We start from the raw sequence: 21,824 nt of genomic DNA on the forward strand, positions 1-21,824 counted from the left end.
GTTTGATGGTGCAGAAGCCAAAGTTGTCAAGAAAACACGGTTATTGTGACAGGTTTGAAGGTGCAGGGGCCAAAGCTGTCAAGAAAGCATAGTTATTGTGACAGGTTTGAAGGTGCAGAGGCCAAAGCTGTCAAGAAAGCATAGTTATTGTGACAGGTTTGAAGGTGCAGGGGCCAAAGCTGTCAAGAAAGCAAAGTTATTGTGACAGGTTTGAAGGTGCAGAGGCCAAAGTTGTCAAGAAAATCTCGTTATTGTGACAGGTTTGAAGGTGCAGGGGCCAAAGCTGTAAAGAAAAGCACGTTATTGTGACAGGTTTGAAGGTGCAGAGGCCAAAGCTGTCAAGAAAATCACGTTATTGTGACAGGTTTGCCGGAACAGAGGCCAAAGCTGTCAAGATAAGTTCGTTATTGTGACAGGTTTGATGGTGCAGAAGCCAAAGTTGTCAAGAAAACACGGTTATTGTGACAGGTTTGAAGGTGCAGGGGCTAAAGCTGTCAAGAAAACACGGTTATTGTGACAGGTTTGAAGGTGCAGGGGCTAAAGCTGTCAAGAAAACACGGTTATTGTGACAGGTTTGAAGGTGCAGGGGCTAAAGCTGTCAAGAAAAGCACGTTATTGTGACAGGTTTGAAGGTGCAGGGGCCAAAGCTGTCAAGAAAAGCACGTTATTGTGACAGGTTTGAAGGTGCAGAGGCCAAAGCTGTCAAGAAAACTGGATATGACAGTTTTGCGAGGGGGGATTTGTTCATAAGTGAAACAGAAAGATTCTGATTTGATAGGCGGAAACTGCATTACGGAAATTCAAAATGGGTAACTCCCAAGCAAAAAGAAATGACCTACTCTCAGATTAGTAGGTCATTTCTTATTTTTAAGTGCAGTCTATTCTTACATTCTTACTTTCCTGTTTTTTCAATGAAAAAAGTAACAACCACAAACAGAATAAAGGCAACCAACAACAAGGAGCCGCCGACAATAAACAGGACCATCACCAATGTATCATCAAGGTTGAATGGGTTAATATTGTACATCCACATTCCAATGGTGAGTCCGAGAGAACCGATCATGCCGGTAATAGAATGAATGGCTACTAGTTTTTTAGATTTGATTTGATAGTTTTTGTAAAAGATTCCCCAGGCAAATACGGATAGCCAGCCGACTAACAGGATGTGGGCGTGGATCGGGCGCATGGCATAGTCGCCGGCACCCGCCATGTGTGAGCCCATGAATGTTCCGATGAGTCCAAAGATCGCTGCAAATCGTATAAGTCTAATACTCCAAGTTTGTTCCATTTTTTATTCCTCCGTCTGTTTTTCTATAGGGAGCTTTATCGTAAAAGTCGTTCCTTTTTGAATCTCGCTCTCCACTTCAATTTTTCCGTTGTGTAATTCAATAATATGTTTGACAATCGACAGGCCTAACCCTGTTCCATCTTTCTTTCGCGCCGCGTCGACACGGTAAAAGCGTTCGAAGATCTTTGAAGCTTGTTCCTCGTTCATGCCGATTCCGGTGTCCTTGAAGGTGACCGTGGCAAAGTCGTCGTTTCGGGTAATCTGGATAAAAATACTGCCGCCGCTTTGATTGTATTTAATACCATTCGTGAGCAGGTTGTCCCAGACTGTCATTAATAGCTCCGGATCAGCCAGAATCGAGACAGGGGGGAGATGGTAGGAGATTTCAATCTCCTTTTCCTCCAGCCGCCATTGATGCCTTCTGACCGTATCCTTGATTTGTGTGTCAATCCTTGTGACGCCAAGCTTCATTGGATACGATTTCTGATCCAGTGAGGTAAGAAGCAGCAGCTGCTTCGTCAAATTAGACAGCCGTTTCGATTCCTGGTCGATAATATCGACATATTCAAGGTGCTCCTCATCGAGCGCCTGAGTTTTTAAAAGCTCCGCATAACCCTGGATATTCATCAATGGTGACTGAAAATCATGCGATACATTGTTGATGAAGGACTTCCGAGCTTCATCATTGTGCTGCAATTGAACCTGCATCCGACTGAAGCTTTCGGCAAGCTGGCCGATTTCATCGCTTCGATGGATGTTCAAGGGGTAATTGAAGTTTTCTCTGGTGATTTCCCTGGTGGCTTCCGTCAGCTTGGTGATCGGCTGGATCAGGTGTTTCGCAAACCAGATAACCCCAGTGATACTGACGATTGAAACAGCGACGAAAAACCAGGCGAAAATGACGTGGACGTCGGAAAATAACAATTTGTTATTTGGTCTCAGGTATAAGCCATAGTTCTCATCTCCAATCGTAAAGGGAACACCAACGGTATTATCCAGCTGATTCGAAAAATGGCTCATCATCATCCAAGGAGAGGTTGAATTGTCCATTCCATGATAGATTTTTTTATCCTCAACAACTTTCAAAGCCTCATTTGGAAGGTTCTTTTTCGAAAAAGGTTCGCCAAAGAAGAATTCCTCCCCCGACTCACTTACCACATAAAGTTGATAACCCAGTTTGCTGATTGAGTCCAGATAGCCCGTGAAACTTATATGGGTTGTCGAGTGCATTTGCTCAAGACTCGATGCAACCTCTTCAGCAACCTTTACATTCTGTAAGTCAATCCGTTCTCTTGTCGAGGTCATGTAGACCCAATTGGCCAAAATGAAGGCAATCACGATACTGATTCCTAGGATGAGAAGGGTTGCGATGATGAATTTCCGGTACAATGTTTTCATTTCAATTCCTCTAATCTGTAACCAATTCCGCGGATCGTCTGGATTTCAACTGAAGCTTGATGCTTTTTAAGCCGGTCGCGAATACGGTTGATATGAGTATTAAGCGTTTGTTCACTGCCCTCATAGTCCGCACCCCAGGCCTGTTCAATCAATGACGCGCGGGGAGTGGTTTTATTCATCCGTGAGGCGAGAATGCTCAGCAGCTCGAACTCCTTTAACGGAAAAAGAATCGTTTCTTGATTGATTTCCACTTCAAAGCTGTTGCGGTCAATTTTCATATTCCCGGCGAGAATGATCGAATCAATGGCACGCTTCATCCTCCGCAGGACAACGGCCACTCTGAATAAAAGCTCCTTCACTTCAAATGGTTTTACAATATAATCTTCGCTGCCTGACAGGAATCCTTCTTCTTTATCACTTAACTGGCCCTTTGCGGTAAGGAGGATGACGGGAATCTCCCAGTCATCGGTCAAAATCTTTGTCAGTTCGAACCCGTTCATCCCAGGCATCATCACATCAACAATCGCCAGGTCTACATTCTGGTTTTCAAGCAACGTTAACGCCTCCTCGGCATCGTTTGCCCTGAAAACCTGATATCCTTCCTGGGTTAAATGGATGGTTACGAGTCTTTGAATATTAATATCATCATCAACAACCAAAATTCTCATACTTCAGCCTCCTATAAGGGGAATGAGAGAGGAGGCCCTCTCTATTCCTTATTGAATCTCCGGACTGGTTTGCTTATCTTTTTCAAAGAAAAGAATCAATGCAGGCAGCAGCATGCCGCGGACAAGGAAGGTGTCGATCAGGATCCCAATCGCTACCATGAATCCGAAGATGAACAGGTCAGCAATAGGCATCGTTGTCAGGGCTGCAAACGTTGCCGCCAAAATGATCCCTGCGGATGAAATAACGCCGCCTGTATTTCGAATAGCAATTTCAAGTGCTTCCTTCACATTATGTTTCTCGCGTTCCTCGATAAAGCGGGACGCTAAAATTATATTATAATCGATTCCGAGTGCGACGAGGAAAATGAATGCATAAACCGGCACTCGGGTGCTGATGGCATCATACCCAAATAGCACATCGATCAGGAATACGCCGAGACCTAATGCAGATACGTAGGAAAGCAGGATCGTTCCCATCATATAGATCGGCATTTTCAAGCGGCGAGTCAAGACCACGAGCAATCCAAGAATCAGAGCCGTTTCAAGCAAAACGATTTTAATGATGTCACCATTATTATACTCGCGTTCATCGACCAGCTTTGGAGTGACACCGCTATAAAACGCCTCAGCCTCAAAACCTAACTCGTCAAGAATTTCTGGTGTTTTCTTCTGCAAATCTTCCATATAGTCCATTGCCTCTACTGAGTATGGATTCATCGCGAGAGCAATACTGAACTTGGCAGCTTCATTGTTTTCCGTGATCACCGATAGGCGGACAGAAGCAATCTCCTCATCATCCTTCAGCTTCTCGGTGATCTCGAGAGCATCTGCTTCTGTTAATGAATTATCAGCTGCTATCAATAGAGTAGCAGGAGCTAGCTCACCTTTATCATATCTCTGTTCCACTATTTCATAGCCAACACGGGAAGGCAAATCCTCTGGGAAGCTTTTCACCATGTCGAATTCATATTCCAAATTGAAAACGTTCAGGGCAGTGACTATCAGGATTATTCCGACCAGACCTCCTGAAAGTCCTGGTTTGTTGACAACGAATCTGGCAATCGGTCCCCAGACTCCATGCTTGACCTCTGTTTCAACACCATACTTAGGCACCTTCGGCCAAAATGCCTTGCGTCCGAATAAGGTGAATAATGCAGGCACCAGTGTCACGGAAGCGAGCATGATGAAGAACATCGCCGTTCCGAAAATTGGAGCAAAGTTCTGATAATCGCGGAAATCAGCAAACAGCAGGATAAGCATCGCAGCCAGCACCGTTCCGCCGGCAAAAAAGACCGGTTCACCTGTCGCACGCATGGCATGTTTCATCGCATCAAATTTATTTTCATAATGGTTCAGTTCTTCGCGGAAACGCGAGAATACAAATAAAGAATAATCAATAACGGCCGCGAAAAGCAGGATACTCATGATCGAGGTTGTCTGGTTATTGATTTCAAGTCCGCCTGCTCCCAAAAGAGCAACAATCTGGTTCACGACCTGATAGACAATGGCAGTAGCCAATAATGGAATGATCGCCAACAGTGGCGAACGATAAATCACAATCAGCAGGACAAGGATGATGCCCACAGTTGCTAATAACAGCACGAAATCTGCCCGCTCAAAAAGCTTGATGGTATCACCAGAAATCCCGGCCGGACCAGTGATATAGAAAGCTGTACTTTCAAGCTTATCAGCAATTCCGGTCCCAATTTCCGTTGCCCGGTCATTGATTTCAGCATACTCGTCATTGCCGAGCCCTTGTTCAAGTTCCATTGGGACAATCATCGTGGATTGATCCTCGGATATAAAACCACTAAGCGCCTGCGGCGGAAGGGAACGAGTATCAACGATGTTCTTGATTCCTTGGATATCATCTGAAATAATTCCATCCAGGATTTGATTTACTTCATCAAGATTAATATCCCCGTTCTCATTATGGAAAACGAGAATGCCAGGAGTACCCTGTTCATTTGGGAAAAATTCCTCCGTTTTTTGCTGCGCGATGATAGACTTTGCCTCATCCGGCAGAGATTGAAAATTGTTCACTTTGTAATCACCAAGCTGCGGGCCTGCACTTAAGCCTAGCATTAGCACCAGCCAGGCAATGATGGTAATCCACATTCCGCGTTTCGTTGAAACCCAGTCTGTGATGGAATAAAGCATTTTCTTCATGAATTTGGCCTCCTATGTTCTTTTCTAAATCCATCTTCAGCACTCTTTCCAGACCAATCAGATACAGTATTCGGAATGAGCCCTGAACAATGAACATCATAAACGATGAAAATAAACACAACCTCAACTTTCAGTTACAAATCTCGTGGTAGGAAAATAAAGGAATCTATCAGACTGGAGTAGAATGAATAATGAGGCATGTAAACAGGAGCAAAGACCGGTCCGGTATTGCAGAAAACGGTTCGATTTGTTTGGAGGTTTTAGTCGAAGAGTTAGTTTTTGGTAAAGAAACTACCGTCTAAATATGGGGGGATTACGTTGAGTCATAAGTTTTATCATGTTTTGCTCGCATTAGCATTATTTTCGATTACTGGATGTTCTAATGGAGGAGAAACGACGAGAGTATCTATTGATAGAGTTGATGCTGAAGAAGTCTTAAAATTGGACCCAAATGCTGATATTTTTCAGTATGATGGTGTAATCTACAAAACTAATATTGATTGGGTTGAAGAATTGTCTTTAACAAAAGACGTCCAGATTGGTGAAATAAAAACAATAAATGATGCTAATGCAGATTTCAAAGATGAGATGGCGAATAAACTTCCTGTTGGTGCAAAGGTTTTCTCAGCCAAGGAAAGAGGAGATATTTTAATCGTAGAATTTGAAGGAGAAATTCTGAAATACCTTGCAATTGTTGAAGGGTAATCAATTGAATATGTATATTGTTGAATAAGTTTTGATGATTTCTATGGCAAAGTATCCAAGTGATGATAAGGAGTGGGAAAAATGAATACGATTAGTCGCTGGGTCATCGCAGTTATTCTATTTTTATTTGCAGTATTATTATTTAACAAAGGGTTAGATCTAAGGTCTCTTGGAACAAATGTGGATGGCGAGGGTATTGGAGTGTATTTTTATGCCATGGAGATAAATGACAGAGTACCAGAGGAAGAAATTCCATCTTATGCAAATGGATTTTTTATATCGAGTTTTGTTGTCTTTATTATTTCCATTTTACTTGTTTGGCTGAATTTAAAATTTAGGAATAAAGCAAACGTGGGATGATTTCTTATCCACACTAGGGAGTAAAGTTAAATCAATTCGTTAACGTTTTTGTATCTGAATGAAACGTTTACTTAAATAAAACGTAGTTAATTTAAAAGGGGGGATAATCATGAAAAGAGTATTGTCTATATTATTTTTACTAGTTCCTTTGATCATATTAGGATGCAGTCAAAAAGAGCAAAGTTTTGACCATACGGCACTTAAAGAAGAATTAAAAGAGGAAGGGATCGCTCCAAAGCTTCCGACGAAATTTCCAATGACCATAGTAGATTACGAACGAGTTACTCCTCCTCACGAAACAATTATAAACGAGGTGATCTTCAAAGGGGAAGATGGAGGAATGCAGTTCTCATTGACTATTCAACCACCCCCAGTTGAATACAATTTTGAGGGAGAGGATGTTACCGTTAACGGAAACAAGGGTTTCTTTATAGAGGGACCTGGGTCCTCGATTCATTGGAGAGAAGGCGATTATCATTACATCTTGACATCCTATTCAGAAGAAAACGGAAGCAAGGAAAGAATGGTTGAAACAGCCGAGGCCTTTCAGTAAGAGAAAAACCATTTTAGGAGACTTAGTATGGAATTACTATATGGCATAATTTTTTTATTTATTTTTTATCTAATTATTAAAACAGCCGTTGCAAAAGGTATAGATGACTCACGGGTAATAAAGGAATTGAAAAAAGAGATTAAAGAGTTACAAAAGCATAGGTCGGAAGAACAAAACAGGGAAGAATCTAAGCACATCATAAATAGAAAAGCGTAAATCGATTAGGAAAATGGTTTAATTTCCGGCTGCCGTTGCAAGCAGCATTTATAGCTTGTCTGGCTGACCATATAAATGTTATTTAAGTAAGATTAGAAAGGGTCTACCCAACCTTTGTTGAATTATATTAGAGCATTTCAAGGGGAGTTATGTATGGGTTTCTTCAAAACAACTAGAGAATTTATTGATAGTCAATATAAAACACCGAGAGGAATTATAGGTACATATATTGGTGAAAAAATGGTAAGACAGCACAAGACTGAAACAAATTGGACATTAGACCTAATGAATATTCAACAAGGGGACAGGATTTTAGAGTTAGGGTGTGGAGCAGGATATGCCATTAAATCAATTTTTGAAAAGGATTTAGCTGAAGAAATAGTCGGTTTAGACATCTCTCCAACAATTATTCGATCAGCAAGAATTAGAAACAAAAAGGCAATATACGAAAAAAGAGTAAAACTGGTACAAGCGAATTTCAATAAGCTGCCCTTTCATAATGAAAATTTCAATACGATCTTCAGTATCCAAACTATTTATTTCTGGACTGATATACCTTCGACTTTATCAGAAATATTTAGGGTTCTAAGGCCAAAAGGAATTTTAATCCTTACTTTTTCTGACGGGAAAGAAGACGAAACCTGGGAAGGCATAAAAGGTATTACAGAAAATCAAGTCATTCCGTCTATGAAGAAAGCAGGGTTTAAGGAAGTATCTTTTGTCAGAGGTCCAGATTCAAGAGGATACCATACCGTTGCAGTTAAGGGAACTAAGAATTAAATTGACCTTTCATACTTTTTTTTATGTCTCCGAAAAAAAATGATTAAAGGAGATAAAATAAATGACCTCAACTAAAATACAATCACCATATTTCTCTGTAGAGAAACTCGCAGATGGTGTATATGCTGCCATTGCAAATAAAGGCGAAGGAGCGATGGCTAATTCTGGATTTATTGATATTGGCAAAGAAATTGTCATTTTTGATACCTTTACAACTCCAGCCGCTGCGAGAGAATTACGACGATTAGCGGAAAAAATTACACAAAAAAGAATTAAATATGTTTTTAACAGTCATTACCACGGAGATCACACTTTTGGAAATCAAATTTTTGAAGATGTAACGATTATCTCAACTGCTAAAACAAGGGAGTTACATAGGGATAAAAATGTAATCATTGATCCGAATAAAGAAATGGAGGAAATGAGAAATTACCTGGATCAATTGGAGGAAAGATTAGAGGCTGAGCGTATCCCAATTTTACGAGTAAGCCTTGACAATCAAATAAAGGAAATGAAAAAGGTCCATGAATCAATTCCTGAGCTTCGAATTGTACTCCCTAATCTGACTTTTGAAAATAGACTTGTTCTTCATGGTGAAACTCGAAGCGTTGAGTTTTATTGTTTTGGCGGAGGGCATACTCCGAGTGACGCTTTTTTATATTTACCTAAAGAGAAAATTGCATTTATGGGTGACATCGTATTAGAGAACCTTCATCCTCCCATTTACAATTCTCAAGAATTTATTGATAACTTAATAAAAATCTCTAAGTTGGATATTCAAAGAATCGTTCCAGGTCACGGTAACTTAGTAACAAACAGTCAAATAGATCTAATGTTAAATTATTTACATCACCTTACTGATAGGGTAAGTCGTGCTATGGAAAAAAGACAACCTTTGGAACAAATTTTAGCCCTAGAAACACCTGAAGAATATTCCAGTTGGACAGGTCTCGATGGATATAAGAGAAATTTAAATACTGTTTACAATGAACTCAAGTAAAATTGATGTCAAAGATTGTATAGTAGGCACTTAAACGATCAGGTGCGTTTACTCAGGGCTGGATTAATGTCCTTTTTTGCTGAGCGCTTAATAAAAAATGGAGAGTCAGCTCATCAAAGAGAGATATTAATGTCACTGTGGAAGTAATATAGCACTAATTATCTTTTTCAAGGAGTTGTGGGAATGAGTTTAGTTGTTAATAAGGGATTTGCTGAGAGATTGGAGATTTCAGAGATTGATACTTTAAGCTCTAGGTTAACAGAAATGGGTAAAATAGATGGGAACCCAATGAAGGTTCATATTCAAAAGTTTGGCAATGCAACTGCATTCTCTGTAAAAAACATACCTGGTTCATCCTTCAATACGGTCAAGGGTCTAAAAGAAGGAGATCAAAAGCAAATAGGTAAGATCATTGATTTTTACAAGCAAAAAGAGATTCCTGTTCGATTTGAATTAACTCCAGCACATACTTCTCCAGAATTACTAACCCACCTCAGTGAAACTGGTTTTTATCATAATGATTTTCATACAACTCTATATGCTCCACTCTCTAACGAAGAAGAAACAAGCTACGAAGTAAATGAACAAAAAATCCTTGTTCGTAAGTTAAAACTTAACGAATTTGATACCTTTGCTAAAATCTACACAAAGGGTTTCGAAATGCCAGCGTTCTTAAAAATTGGAATAGCACAAAATAATGAAATACTTTATAACATAAAAAATTGGACATTTTATCTAGCCAGCTATGAAAACGAACCTGCCGGAATTGGAGTTTTGTTCATAAAAAACCAGATAGCTACTTTAGCTGCAGCGGCAACATTACCGACTTTTAGAAATAAAGGAATACAAAGTGCATTAATAAAGCATCGTATCAACCAAGCAATTCTACAAAACTGTGATTTAATTATTGGACAAGCAAAATTCGGTTCCGTCAGTCAAAATAATATGGAAAGAGCGGGACTGAGTATAGCTTATACAAAGGCAATATGGGTTGAAAAGTAAGTACCTTATTCATTGACGGGTGAGTTGATCAAGTAAGGATTAATTCACTTTTTTGCTGAATGCCTTACTAAGCAAAAAATGCAGATTAGTGCAGTAAGAGCAGTAGGTTCTAAATGGATTTCCGAAGGTTTTAAATGTATAGGAATTATTGCAACCTAATATTTTTCTTACTGGGAAAAGTTGTTCAAAAGGCAGAAAGAAAGGATAATAGCTATCCTATACTCGTAATTAAAAATGTAAGTGATAGTGACCTAAAAAATAAATCCGCTGATAAATTACTTGAAATAGCTTCATTACCTGATAATGGCGTAATTTTTTGCGTCGATAAGAAAACTTATCAAAATATCGAAGTTGGGAAAAAGGGTGAAGTAACATATTCTGGACCTTTTCAGAAATTATTACCTCCAAAACTGGGTGCAAATAAGTAAAAGTTATCGAGTAATAAGCCAGAATTCTTTATTATACGAACGTAGCAGCTTCTTTAAGAAGGATTTAAATACTCTTACGTTGAATGTAAAAGGTAAAAAATGGAGTGTAGGTGAAAGTATTGAGTAAGATCATAAACTATTACAATCAATTTGATGAGTGGGGAAGGTTAGAGCATGAACCAATTGAATTCCAAGTAAATTGGCATTATATAAAAAAATATATGCCCCAAACAGGTTATGTCCTTGATAATGGTGCTGGGCCAGGCAAATATTCAATGGAACTTGCTAAAGAAGGTTATACGGTAATACTCACGGATTTAACCCATCGATTAGTTGAAATTGCAAAAGATAAAGCAAAAGAACTGAAATTAGAAGGACTATTTGAAGGGTTTTATGCTGCGGATGCCCGAGATCTTAATATGATTAAAGATGAAAAATTCGACGCATCGCTTATGCTTGGTCCTATGTATCATTTGCAAATAGAAGATGAACGTATACAGGCTGTTAGAGAGTTAAATAGAGTAACAAAAGAGGGTGGACTTGTTTTCGTTGCCTTTATGCCAAGAATTAGGCACATACTTACATCGCTGATAAATCCGGAGAATTGGAAGCCGAATGATAATATGGATACCATTGTTCAGTTTTCTCAAACAGGTTGCTTTAACCACGCTGATGAGGGACGTTTTACAGGGGCGTATTATTTTAATATTGAAGAAATCATTCCTTTTATGGAATCACAAGGGTTTGAAACTTTGGAGTTAATAGGTTCAAATCCAGTAGCGATCCTTAACGAGGATAGTTGGAATTACTGGAGAGATAAAGGTGATCAAGAAGTAAGAAAAATCATTGATTTAATAAAAGAAAAAGCTGCGGACCCTTATATTCTTGGTATTTCTACGCACTTACTTTACATTGGTAAGAAAAAAAGTAGATAAAACATACACTTTCATCAGATTGTGCGGAATGTACTCGGCCTATAGGTTTCGTTTCTAATAATTGTGCTGCCATTAATGGGTGGCATTTTTTGTTTAGAAATAATGAAACAGCTTCAAGAAGGAATGGTTATCTTTAAATCGAAATATATAGTGTAACTGAATTTGGAGTGTGTACAATGATTAAATTCTTTGAGTATAACTGGCAGGTAAGAGATGAGTGGTTTGACTGGTGTAATCAATTAACAATTGAAGAGTTGTTAATTGATCGTAAAGGTGGAGTTGGGAAGATTTTATATACACTTTTCCATATAATTGATGTGGAATATAGTTGGATTCGTGGTATTCAGGGGAAAGAGGATGTGGTTTTTCAGTTTGCTGATTATAATACACTTGAAAAGGTTAAGTCTCTTTCAGATCAATTACGTATTGAATTAGCCGGATTTTTAAAAACAGACCTATCTGACTTGAAAGAACTGATTTTAAGTGTACCTTGGGATGAAGAAGAATACAATGTGAATGATATACTTCACCATATTATCGCACACGAAATTCATCATATCGGCCAGCTTTCAGTTTGGGCAAGAGAATTGGAACTACACCCCGTATCCGCTAATTTGGTTGGAAGAGAGTTAAAATCTATCCAATCTTATTGAAGAAACAGGTACTTCCTTTGAAATTTGCAGCCTAAATATAGATCTGGCTCATCTTGCTCTTTGTGCGTGGGAGTATCGTAGGTGAATCTGTAATTGTGCTATAAAAATATCATTATATGAAATAAAGTCCAAGGGGCCTATAAAAGGTGAAATCGAAAAAAAATGGAAAAATAACCGAAAGCAAACGAAATGCTTTACTAATATTATCTGTAATACTGCTTCTTTATTTAGCATGGCAAATCCAGGATATAAGATTATGGTTTCATTCAGTGACTTCAGAAGGTGAGAAATATGAAAATGTCCAACAAATAAGTGATGATTTGAATTTCGTTTATCAAGGTAAATATAAGATAGATAATGTGGGAGAGTCTATAATTGATAAAGACTACATTAATGATTTATTAGAAGATGATCAAAAAGCTTTGATTAGATATTCTTATTCAAGCGGGAATAAATTATTGCAAATTAGTTTTACAGATGCCCAAACCATAAGTGGTATTAATTTGAGTTATAAGGAAGTATTAACCCGCGTAGCTGTCAGCATATTGTATTTTCTATTCCAGAGAGAATTGATGGATGATATAAAAGCAGTGCAATTTTACTATCAACCAAACTTTGGGCCTTTAGCTATGGTAGGGGTCGAGAACATCATTATTCCGTTGGATGAGTTTGAGAGAGAGTTGCAAGAAAATAAAGGCAATTCAATTGAGGAAACGTTAACGAAAATTACCTTGAAATTTTACTGAATTTATTTGATTTAATCCTTGAGTTAGTAAAATCTATTTAAAGATTAATTGAATTTCATTAAAGCAAGATAGTGAGTAGCAATTAATCTAAGTGTATAGAGGATGTAAATAAACATAGAAATGAAGGTGGCATTTAGATGAAAACAGAACAACAGTTTTTTGAAGAGGGAAAATCAATTCAAACTTATATGAATGAAATGGGTTTATTAAAAGAGGAAAGTTTTGCTGTATATGAACAATTTCATCTTCCTGCAGATGGATTTGCTGAAAAGTTAAAACAAAGTCAACTCCATTTCTTAACGATTACAGAGGATTGGTGTGGAGATGCCATGATGATTAATCCCGTTATTCGCAAATTGGCTGAAGCTGCAGATATTGAAATGCGCGTTGCATTACGTGATGCAGATACAGATTTGATTGATCGTCACTTAACAAACGGTGGTCGTGCAATTCCTATGATTTTAATCTTTAATAATCAAGGACATTTACTTGGTAAGTGGGGACCTCGAGCACCTAAAGCTCAGCAGATCGTTGATGAAGTTCGTGCTGCATTGCCGCCAAAAGAGGATCTCTCCTTTGCGGAGAAACAAAAAGAAGCCTTTGGTTCTTTAAGAAACAGGTATACAGAGGATCCAGTTCTTTGGTCAGATGTATATGATAGTTTTAAGGATTCGATTTTAGCTATTTTGAAGTAGTATATATGAGCAGTGTGTTCAGGAATAAAACCTAATTGTGAAAGAAATAAAAATATAATTTAAGAAAATCCGCCTATTGTAAATTCAGTATGTTATACTGGTAACAAACCTTTTTATCTTTAAATCTTTTTTACATTACCGGTTCCATCTCCCTGCTCAGATCTTGAGCGGGGTTTTTTATTGAAAATTAATATAAAAAAACAGGCTCTAAAGAGAGCCTGTTTTAAATAATCGATTTAAAATTAAGCTTTTTGAACGTTAGCAGCTTGAGCTCCACGAGCACCTTGCTCAACGTCAAAAGTAACTTTTTGACCTTCGTCTAAAGATTTGAAACCTTCACTTTGGATAGCAGAGAAGTGTACGAATACGTCGTCTCCACCTTCGCGCTCGATGAATCCGAAGCCTTTTTCTGCATTAAACCATTTAACTGTACCTTGTTCCATTTTTGTTGCCTCCTAGTGCGTTATCGCACAACGTATTACTATCCTTGCCCAAAGTGATCATCAAGACGAAAAGTTTGATACTTATACTATCCTTTACACCGAACAAAAATAATTCTTATTCATCATAACAGGAAACGTAAGATAAAGCAAATCATCTCTGCCTTACCTTGAAAATACACTTGAATTAGCGCTGACCATGCAAGGCGACTGTCTCTGAATGAACATCGATTTTCAAAACAAAAGATATTGTTTCATTGTATTGGTTGGGGGAGTAGAAGGAATCATAGTATTTTTTTAAGAAAAATAGGGTAATAGAAGCATTTACAATTAATACCAATCACTTTATACTATAATTGAGGTGGTAAAGATGATTTGGTTGATAATTGGAGCACCGTTAATTGTTTTAATCATTATTGCTTTGATATTGGAAAAGAAAAATGGGGCTGTTCCTCCAGAGCCACGCCACAACCATGGTATCGAATCTGATACAATGAAAAATCAGTATTATACCACTCCTCATAGTGGAGGAAGTGAAGGTAATCCCCCACAAGGATAGATTAAGCACCTCACTTAGTAGACCTTTCCATGGTATTAAATTATGAATAATCCCTTCTCAACTAATGAGATGGGATTTATTTTTTGTATTTCCTTATCAACTCTTAAACTCACTAATTGATATTTATTCGAATGCAGGGTTGAGTCGATAGTGCTAAAAAGAAGAGTACCAATATGAAACTGGGGAGTTATAAAATGAAAAAGCAAATGAACTATTTAATCTTACTTTTATCCATCATCTTGATGGTTGGTTGTAGCGAAGTAGAGGATACATCTAATATAGATGGAAAAACGGATCAACAAGAAGTAACTACAGTTAATACAAATAGTGAAAAAGAAGAAACTACCACAACGGTGGCTGATGAACCAGAAGTAGAGGAAACACCAACCCAACCAAATGATGACTTGTTCTCAGGATACATACTTATTGAAGTTGATGGCGGTGATTTGTCAGGATATCGTGAACCTAACGTCGTCGTTGACATTGGTTATGGGGACCGTGAATATTGGGCATTCACTAATGAATACGGGCAACTAGTACGTGTCATAGCTGACGAAATCATTCTACAAGATGACCTTAACGAACCAGTACTGTCTTCTGGCAGATACTACTCTGATGAAGCAAAGGTTCCTGGTGTCGAAAATGACGTTTTTGATGAGGGACATATCATTGCTGATTCTCTCGGAGGGGTATCGAATGCTTATAATATTACCCCACAAGATAGTGCGCTCAACCGTCATGGTGACCAGGCTTATATGGAAAAAGTGATCCGGGACGCTGGCGGAGCAACTAATTTTGAAGCAATCATCACATATCCGAATACAGAAACGCAAATTCCTTCAAGTTATCAGTATACCTATACTTTAATGGGTAACGAGATCATTGATACATTTGACAATGTGAACCCTGATAAAGCAAACGCATCACTCGGTTTAACAGGCAGTGAGTCTTCAGATTCAACTGGTTCAAACACAAACGGTGAAATTTCTAGTGTTGATACAAACGGTAATGGACAGGTTACGATTAAAGAAGCAAAAGCAGCAGGTTTCAGTATGCCAATAACGAGTGATCATTGGTTATATCCCTATATGCACGATGCTGATAAGGACGGTATGGTAGGTGAGTAAGCCCCTTGAAATTGAGGGAAAATAAATGAGCGAAGGACCAGCTTGTTTCTTATTAAATGAACAGGGCAGATTAGTGAAAAAACGTGGTTTAGTTGGAACATTCAAGATTCGGCTTTTGTACATCTTTGCATACAAAAGCCGAAAGTATAAACTAATCAAATTTGAAGGATTAATCGTGTATTACAGCTTTTCCTTGTTCATGTAACTTTTTTAAAGTTGAAAGCATATGATTTATTTCTTCATCGGAATGTCTTTCCCATGAACTTAATTCTGCTACTATTTTCAAAGGGGATTTAGATCTATAGGACCTTGTTGGATTGCCAGGAAATTTTTTATCAGTTAAGTTCGGATCGTTTTCAAAATCACCTAATGGTTCTACAATGAAAATTCTTTCTTTTAAATTGGATGTTGCTAATTCAGCACCCCATTTAGCAGCATCCAATGTTGCTGTAAAGTATATATAGTTAGATTTTTTATCTTGGAAATTTGATAAATGCTGTGGTTCTAATAAATCTCCAATTTTTAATTCTGCTTTAGTACCATGAAAAAAAGGACCATTATCTAAGACATCTTTTTTGTCATTCATACTGATACACCTCTTTTTTTGATTTGTGTATAACAGTATATTATTGTAATCATAAAAAGAGTAGTCTATAAATTATTTATAAATAGTTGTATAATGTAAGTAGAGAGAATGGTAGGCTACGAATATGCGGCTTATTTGTTGTGGATAATATTAATTGAATATGTAAAACAAATTTTTCACAAAACAAAGTGACAGACATATAATTTTGTCTGTCACTTTTTCCTATTTATTCGGAATCTCTTTGACGGTTTGTTTTCCTGTTTTATGATTGTAATTCACGATGTATAGGAACTTCTTGGTTTTCTTTATATCAATTATTTTGACCGTTTTAGTGCCATCTTGCTCCTGCCAATTATCCATGATGACAGGTTCAATAAATTGGCCACTTTCAGTTAAGGACTTTACCCAATCAGTAGATGGCGTGTTATTCATAAGTTGTTCTAGTTGATAAAGTGTTCCTTTAAACGGGAATGTCTCTGTTGATGTGCGGGAATGGTACGCTGTCACGTAATCTCCGACCTGAAAATCTTCTAATTTTAGACTTTCTCCTTTTGGGTTTTTGAAAGTGATCGACTTGTCAAAAGTAAAATCGACTCTGTTGATACGGAATCCTTTTGGTAAAACCTTTGTGATGTATCCAGTGTACATAAAATCTTTTTTATCTTTGAGCGCTTTCTCCTGTTCTTCTTTTAACTTCTCGGCAAACTCATTTTTAATCTCTAATACTTTTAAATCCTTATTTTTTAAATTAAGAGTAGCTTCGTATTTTTTCCCGTTTATAGTCCATTCGAAAAAATGAATGATTAGTTGATCATCCGTTATTTTTTGTAAATATGGCGAAATGATTTTTCCCATAGGTTGATGTTCGAGGATATAACGAACCGCTTCGCTTATTTCCTGGCTTTTCTTGTCATCATAGAGGATGACCTTAGTTGCTTCCCCTTGTCCTGGGAAGGATGTCAATATCTCTCCTGTCGTTTTTAAATTAATTAGGCTCCCAGCTTGAAGATCTTGGGCAGTAATTTTTTTACCAGAAGTCGTACCAATTACTGCCTTATCGATTGAATAGAAGGTACTATCAACAAGAATACTACCTTCGCTTGTGTCCTGGATAATCCTTGCAGAATTCACGAGCTCTTCATTCATGTTGACCTCGCCAATATCTGCTATTCTGTTTGGGGTGCAAGCAGTTAATGTAAAAAGGAGTATAATGATAAATATATTAATTTTCTTAAGCATTTATTTCTCCTCTCTTATTCTCTTTTTTATAATTATAAGGTTAATTAGACATAATAGCGATATGAGGTGAAATCTAGTATTCCTCTTCGTAACTTGCGTAAAAGTCTTAACCTATAATGAAGTTAGATAGAAAGTAGGTATCTACTAATAGAGGTTTGCATAATAAACTGTAACTTAATTGGAGGAACTTATGAGGAACCTAGGAATTGTTGTTCTCCTTGTATTGGTAATGATCTTGGCAGCTTGTTCATCTGAAAAAAAAACCGCCACATATTCAATAATAATTGTTTCTGGTGAAGAGAATATAAGTGAAACGTTTGTAAAATATGTTGGGGATACTGTAATTGAATATGAGCATTTAACTCGTCTGAAGGTAGCACAAGAAAAATATCCAAAATATGATATAGAAAAAGCTCCAGCAATTTTAATATTTAAAAACAACGGAGGAGAACTAAAAAAGTTGGTATTAAAAACATATGATATTGAAGAGGCAAAGGATTGGTTAGAAGACAACAAATAAACACTTTATTCATGTAGGCGTTAATCCAGGGAGGATTAACGCTTTTTTTGTTGAATTCCTTATTTGGCTAAAGAAGCAGGGTATTTGAACAAGTAGGATATTAAAAGTAATTGTCCAAGTTTACGAATTATAATTTTAAAAAAGGATGAGGAGTGTGAATACCGTGTCGGAAACAAGGTTCGTTGAGCTTCAAAAAGAACTTTTTAGTTTATTTGAGCTGGGGAAATATAATGAGATTCATTCACTAATTGAAAGGGCACAGGTGGAATTTCCCGAAAGATTAGATAAAACAATCTTTTGGAGGTCTTGTGTTTATTCTATACAAGGAAACCAAGAAAACGCCATCGCAGTTCTGAAAGAAGGATTAAAAAAGGGAATATGGTGGAACCCATTGACTCTAATTCGTGACAAAGATTTAAATACCCTTCAAAACAACGAAGAATTTAAAATGATCGTAAATGAGTGCCAGCAAATTTTTGAAAAACATAAATATATATCTCAACCTCAACTGTTTACTTATGGAAATGATAAATCAGATACAGGATTATTTTGTTTGCATTGGCGGGGGTCTAATGTAAAAGATTTCGCTCCTTATTGGTTTGATAATGGTTTGTTAGACGATTTTCTTTTTGCATTTCCGCAGTCATCTCAGGTCTTTGGATACAATGCTTATTGCTGGGACAATCAAAAAATTGCTGGTGAAGAGATATCGGCATTATTCAGCGATTTCAAAGAAAAATATAATACAAAACAGGATATTTTTGCTGGTGCATCACAAGGCGGGAAATTAGCGGTTGAACTAAGTTTAAATGGAAATATTCTTGGAACAAAAGGATTTATAGCAGTTATTCCAGCCATTCAGGATGTGGCTTCCTTGGAAAGGTTACTAATGGTAAATGGGAAAAAAATTAAGGGCTGCATTATCACTGGAGATAAAGATCCTTTTTATAATAAAACCGTTGAATTAGTTAAACTTTTTGAGGAAAATAACTTTCAATGCAAATTGATAGTCAAAGAGGGTTTAGGTCACTTCTTCCCTGCTGATTTTACTGATTTGTTAAAAGAAGCTGTTGAATTCATCCACTCATAACCTAAAAAGTAAATATTAGATAACTAAAAAAGAGTTTGATATAACTCAAGCTCTTTTCTTGTGAAAGTATATGTGAATTTTACTGCAATAATCTTGTGTTTATTGTTTCTTTTTGGGCTGTGAATTGATGTTTTGCACCCAAAAGTAAACCCTTTATTATTATGCTTTATGGGAGTTTAGTTGAAGAACAATATAGAAAAAGAGCAATGGAGGAAAATTAAAGTGAAAATTGAATTTTTAGGAACGGCTGGTCCAATGGCTGTTCCACGACCTTTGTGTAAATGTGAGGTTTGCCACCAAGCAAGAGAAAAGGGTGTTCCATACAGTCGTTCTTGCCCTAGCTTATTTATACACGGACCTAATCTTTTATTTGACACCTCAGAAGATATAAATATGCAAATAAATCGTTCACAAATCACAGAAATAAACGGACTATTTTACTCGCATTGGCATCCAGACCACGTTATGGGGAGAAGAGTATTGGAACAGTTAAACGCAAATTATGTCAATCACCCACCAAAGAATACGAGAACTGATGTATTCCTTCCTGAACAAGTAGGAAATGATATTAAACGTTTCCTAGGAACTGGAGACCATCTTGAATTCTTAAACGACAAGGGGTACATAAAAATTCATATTATAGCAGATGGAAAATCTGTGAACTTTAATGATGTAGAAGTAACACCTTTTAGATTGGTTGAAGACTATGCTTATGGCTTTTTGGTACAGGATACAGATTACAAAATCTTGATTATTCCTGACGAACTGAGTAACTGGAACCCTGATAATAGATTTGATGGGATAGACCTCGCAATTTTACCGATTGGTGTATTAGAATATCACCCTTCTACTAGAGAGAGATTTGTTGATGTAAATCATCCAGTTTTAAAAGAAGAATGTACTTTTTCTGAGACAATTGAAATTATAAAAAAACTCAATCCGAAAAAAACTTTGCTTACCCACATAAATGGTTTTAGTTTCGATGATTTAAAGGCTTTAGAAGATAGACTAAAGTTGGAGGGTCTGAATATTGAAATTGCCTACGATACTTTATTAGTTGATGTAGAGTAGTCGTACATTCTTTGTTGTGCTAACGGGTGCGTGTACGGCCGAGCCTAGGTCGTATCATATAGCGGGTGGGATTCCCGCCGAGTAAGAACTAGCCATTCACTCGTAGCGAGTCTTGGAGGGCTAAAGGTAACTTTAGCCTTTAAGCGTAGACAGTTAGGTAGCGGGCCGAAAGCCAAATGGTTGAAGGGATTTAGCTCCATAATGTTAGTAAATCGAGAGGGCTGATGTTATCTTTCGTTAAAGGCAAGAAGATAACATCGGTGCGCAAGCCGAACCCGAAAAGAATCCGGGGCCTGTTCCTGCTGAGGAAGGGTTGCAGCCTGTTCCCAAAGAAACATTTAAGATTGTGGTTCAAGAAGATATGGTTTGGCACTTAATTGAGGAGAATAAAGAGTATTTTTCTTCGTACGCAAAAGAAGGAGATAAACCTTGGGTTTTAGAACAAATTGAGCATACAGAAATTGAAAAAGAAATGTATTTGCAAAGATTATATTTCAGCCACCGGGTGCGTTGTTCCAAGAGGATTAGCCACCTTTTTTGTAGAATTCCTAATTAAACAACGCAGTTTAGATCAATAAGAAATCACAAAAGTAATGAGCATTAACTTTAAATAAGATTAAACGGAGGTTGAGATGCGAAAAGTTTATCTAGATAGAACAGAATTAATTGGAGCCATAAATGTAAATTTAAAAGATATTGAGGTTATACCAGCAGGTACAACAATTTTTCCTATGAGTGCTCATGATAAAAATAAAGAGTATCAAAAATTTGCTAACGATTATGATCTTCAATTTATCTTTGACGATGATATTCCACATTTAAAATTTTATACGGTTCCATATGTAGATATTATGGCAAAGGATAGTAAAGGTGGATTTATTGGAACTGTTGGTCAACAATCTGATTTGAAAAGTGACGCACCAATTTGTTATATCAATAGGCATTTAGAGTGCTTGATAATTACTGAAAACGGAGAAGATTTTCTGAGTAATATAGGAACCTGGCAAGACAACTTGAAACCCTATGATAAAATTACGGTTTATCGTTCGAAAGCAGAAGCAGAAATGGAACTAGAGTTTATCGATTTGACTGTTTGATAGTCCTACGTCTATAAATTCGTATTGGACAGGAGCGTTAATCTAGGAAGGATTTAGCGCTTTTTTTATTGAACAACTTATTGAAACAAACGTGGCGGTAATGTTTAACAAGGAATTTGGATTTTAATGTTAAAATTAGGTTATTAGGTTGGAGGTATAGTTATGTGGGTAATATTTGGGGTTATTGCCATAGTAGTAACTGTTATAAATCTTTCTATGTATGCAGCAGGAAAGGATTATAAGCTTGCTATGGCGATGGCGTTATCATTTACAGCATTAACAATTTGTGCAGATTACAGTTACCTATCTCGGTGGGTAAAAGCAGAAGATTGGGCGGCTTTATCGGATGTAGTACCTGGTATGGCAAGGGCATTTTGGTTTTTAACAATTGTTTCTATCTTACTGAATATAGCACCTATATTTTTAGAAAGAAAACGTAAGAAATAATGGCTTAGTATCACATCATTTATTTAATATTCAAATATTTTGAAAGTCTTTA

The 21,824-nt window shown here is 37.2% G+C and carries 26 protein-coding genes; 19 read left to right on the forward strand and 7 right to left on the reverse strand.

The window, feature by feature from the left end; all coding sequences use genetic code 11:
* Window positions 1-892: 892 nt before the first annotated feature.
* The 4 genes from J7I80_RS06550 to J7I80_RS06565 are packed head-to-tail and all read right to left on the reverse strand — an operon-like array spanning window position 893 to window position 5,523.
* On the reverse strand, window positions 893-1,288 hold the full coding sequence (locus tag J7I80_RS06550; RefSeq protein ID WP_214736797.1) for a hypothetical protein: 396 nt from the start codon (window positions 1,286-1,288) through the stop codon (window positions 893-895).
* Window positions 1,289-1,291: 3 nt separating this feature from the next.
* On the reverse strand, window positions 1,292-2,686 hold the full coding sequence (locus tag J7I80_RS06555) for a sensor histidine kinase (RefSeq protein ID WP_214736799.1): 1,395 nt from the start codon (window positions 2,684-2,686) through the stop codon (window positions 1,292-1,294).
* Window positions 2,683-3,354 carry a response regulator transcription factor gene (locus J7I80_RS06560; protein WP_214736801.1) on the reverse strand — a complete coding sequence of 224 codons (672 nt, stop codon included), beginning with the start codon at window positions 3,352-3,354 and terminating at the stop codon, window positions 2,683-2,685. Before J7I80_RS06560 ends, J7I80_RS06555 begins: the two co-directional genes overlap by 4 nt.
* A gap of 48 nt (window positions 3,355-3,402) precedes the next feature.
* Window positions 3,403-5,523, reverse strand: a complete 2,121-nt coding sequence (locus tag J7I80_RS06565) for an MMPL family transporter (protein ID WP_214736803.1) — start codon at window positions 5,521-5,523, stop codon at window positions 3,403-3,405.
* 318 nt (window positions 5,524-5,841) lie between these two features.
* On the opposite strand from J7I80_RS06565, the gene J7I80_RS06570 reads away from it, so the two are divergent.
* The 12 genes from J7I80_RS06570 to J7I80_RS06625 all read left to right on the forward strand — a co-directional run bounded on the left by J7I80_RS06570 (window position 5,842) and on the right by J7I80_RS06625 (window position 13,596).
* Complete coding sequence (locus J7I80_RS06570) at window positions 5,842-6,228, forward strand: hypothetical protein (RefSeq protein ID WP_214736805.1); 387 nt, start codon at window positions 5,842-5,844, stop codon at window positions 6,226-6,228.
* An 81-nt stretch (window positions 6,229-6,309) separates the two neighbouring features.
* Entirely contained in the window at window positions 6,310-6,588 is a 279-nt protein-coding gene (locus J7I80_RS06575) for a hypothetical protein (protein WP_214736807.1), read from the forward strand.
* Between the two features lie 109 nt (window positions 6,589-6,697).
* A complete protein-coding gene (locus tag J7I80_RS06580; RefSeq protein WP_214736810.1) occupies window positions 6,698-7,141 on the forward strand; it encodes a hypothetical protein in 444 nt (147 codons plus the stop codon).
* A gap of 27 nt (window positions 7,142-7,168) precedes the next feature.
* Window positions 7,169-7,357, forward strand: coding sequence for a hypothetical protein (locus J7I80_RS06585; protein WP_214736812.1), 189 nt, complete (start codon window positions 7,169-7,171; stop codon window positions 7,355-7,357).
* A gap of 153 nt (window positions 7,358-7,510) precedes the next feature.
* Window positions 7,511-8,137: a class I SAM-dependent methyltransferase gene (locus J7I80_RS06590; RefSeq protein WP_214736814.1), complete on the forward strand. Its 627-nt coding sequence runs from the start codon at window positions 7,511-7,513 to the stop codon at window positions 8,135-8,137.
* 61 nt (window positions 8,138-8,198) lie between these two features.
* Window positions 8,199-9,137 carry an MBL fold metallo-hydrolase gene (locus tag J7I80_RS06595; protein ID WP_214736816.1) on the forward strand — a complete coding sequence of 313 codons (939 nt, stop codon included), beginning with the start codon at window positions 8,199-8,201 and terminating at the stop codon, window positions 9,135-9,137.
* A 183-nt stretch (window positions 9,138-9,320) separates the two neighbouring features.
* Window positions 9,321-10,139 carry a GNAT family N-acetyltransferase gene (locus J7I80_RS06600; protein WP_214736819.1) on the forward strand — a complete coding sequence of 273 codons (819 nt, stop codon included), beginning with the start codon at window positions 9,321-9,323 and terminating at the stop codon, window positions 10,137-10,139.
* Window positions 10,140-10,273: 134 nt separating this feature from the next.
* Complete coding sequence (locus J7I80_RS06605) at window positions 10,274-10,567, forward strand: DUF3221 domain-containing protein (RefSeq protein WP_214736821.1); 294 nt, start codon at window positions 10,274-10,276, stop codon at window positions 10,565-10,567.
* A 119-nt stretch (window positions 10,568-10,686) separates the two neighbouring features.
* Complete coding sequence (locus J7I80_RS06610) at window positions 10,687-11,502, forward strand: class I SAM-dependent methyltransferase (protein ID WP_214736824.1); 816 nt, start codon at window positions 10,687-10,689, stop codon at window positions 11,500-11,502.
* A 176-nt stretch (window positions 11,503-11,678) separates the two neighbouring features.
* Window positions 11,679-12,155 carry a DinB family protein gene (locus J7I80_RS06615; RefSeq protein ID WP_214736827.1) on the forward strand — a complete coding sequence of 159 codons (477 nt, stop codon included), beginning with the start codon at window positions 11,679-11,681 and terminating at the stop codon, window positions 12,153-12,155.
* Between the two features lie 146 nt (window positions 12,156-12,301).
* Entirely contained in the window at window positions 12,302-12,901 is a 600-nt protein-coding gene (locus tag J7I80_RS06620) for a hypothetical protein (protein WP_214736829.1), read from the forward strand.
* A 137-nt stretch (window positions 12,902-13,038) separates the two neighbouring features.
* Window positions 13,039-13,596 (forward strand): thioredoxin family protein, encoded by a 558-nt coding sequence (locus tag J7I80_RS06625; protein ID WP_214736831.1) that lies wholly within the window; start codon window positions 13,039-13,041, stop codon window positions 13,594-13,596.
* A gap of 242 nt (window positions 13,597-13,838) precedes the next feature.
* Here the strand turns inward: J7I80_RS06625 and cspC are convergent, their stop codons facing one another.
* Complete coding sequence (cspC, locus tag J7I80_RS06630; RefSeq protein ID WP_044394619.1) at window positions 13,839-14,039, reverse strand: cold shock protein CspC; 201 nt, start codon at window positions 14,037-14,039, stop codon at window positions 13,839-13,841.
* Window positions 14,040-14,406: 367 nt separating this feature from the next.
* On the opposite strand from cspC, the gene J7I80_RS06635 reads away from it, so the two are divergent.
* Window positions 14,407-14,595 carry a hypothetical protein gene (locus tag J7I80_RS06635; protein WP_214736833.1) on the forward strand — a complete coding sequence of 63 codons (189 nt, stop codon included), beginning with the start codon at window positions 14,407-14,409 and terminating at the stop codon, window positions 14,593-14,595.
* 194 nt (window positions 14,596-14,789) lie between these two features.
* Window positions 14,790-15,722 carry a DNA/RNA non-specific endonuclease gene (locus J7I80_RS06640; RefSeq protein ID WP_214736937.1) on the forward strand — a complete coding sequence of 311 codons (933 nt, stop codon included), beginning with the start codon at window positions 14,790-14,792 and terminating at the stop codon, window positions 15,720-15,722.
* 169 nt (window positions 15,723-15,891) lie between these two features.
* On the opposite strand, the gene arr is transcribed toward J7I80_RS06640, so the two are convergent.
* Window positions 15,892-16,308 (reverse strand): NAD(+)--rifampin ADP-ribosyltransferase, encoded by a 417-nt coding sequence (arr, locus tag J7I80_RS06645; protein WP_214736835.1) that lies wholly within the window; start codon window positions 16,306-16,308, stop codon window positions 15,892-15,894.
* Window positions 16,309-16,530: 222 nt separating this feature from the next.
* Window positions 16,531-17,547 carry a hypothetical protein gene (locus tag J7I80_RS06650; protein ID WP_214736836.1) on the reverse strand — a complete coding sequence of 339 codons (1,017 nt, stop codon included), beginning with the start codon at window positions 17,545-17,547 and terminating at the stop codon, window positions 16,531-16,533.
* Window positions 17,548-17,737: 190 nt separating this feature from the next.
* On the opposite strand from J7I80_RS06650, the gene J7I80_RS06655 reads away from it, so the two are divergent.
* From J7I80_RS06655 to J7I80_RS06675, 5 genes are all read left to right on the forward strand, one after another.
* A complete protein-coding gene (locus J7I80_RS06655; protein ID WP_214736838.1) occupies window positions 17,738-18,067 on the forward strand; it encodes a hypothetical protein in 330 nt (109 codons plus the stop codon).
* 163 nt (window positions 18,068-18,230) lie between these two features.
* Complete coding sequence (locus J7I80_RS06660) at window positions 18,231-19,157, forward strand: alpha/beta hydrolase (RefSeq protein ID WP_214736840.1); 927 nt, start codon at window positions 18,231-18,233, stop codon at window positions 19,155-19,157.
* 180 nt (window positions 19,158-19,337) lie between these two features.
* Window positions 19,338-20,228: an MBL fold metallo-hydrolase gene (locus J7I80_RS06665; RefSeq protein WP_214736842.1), complete on the forward strand. Its 891-nt coding sequence runs from the start codon at window positions 19,338-19,340 to the stop codon at window positions 20,226-20,228.
* Between the two features lie 632 nt (window positions 20,229-20,860).
* Entirely contained in the window at window positions 20,861-21,325 is a 465-nt protein-coding gene (locus J7I80_RS06670) for a hypothetical protein (protein ID WP_214736844.1), read from the forward strand.
* 162 nt (window positions 21,326-21,487) lie between these two features.
* Entirely contained in the window at window positions 21,488-21,772 is a 285-nt protein-coding gene (locus tag J7I80_RS06675; protein WP_214736846.1) for a hypothetical protein, read from the forward strand.
* Window positions 21,773-21,824 lie beyond the last annotated feature (52 nt).

The organism is Bacillus sp. ISL-41 (assembly GCF_018613235.1).
Classification (GTDB): domain Bacteria; phylum Bacillota; class Bacilli; order Bacillales; family Cytobacillaceae; genus Mesobacillus.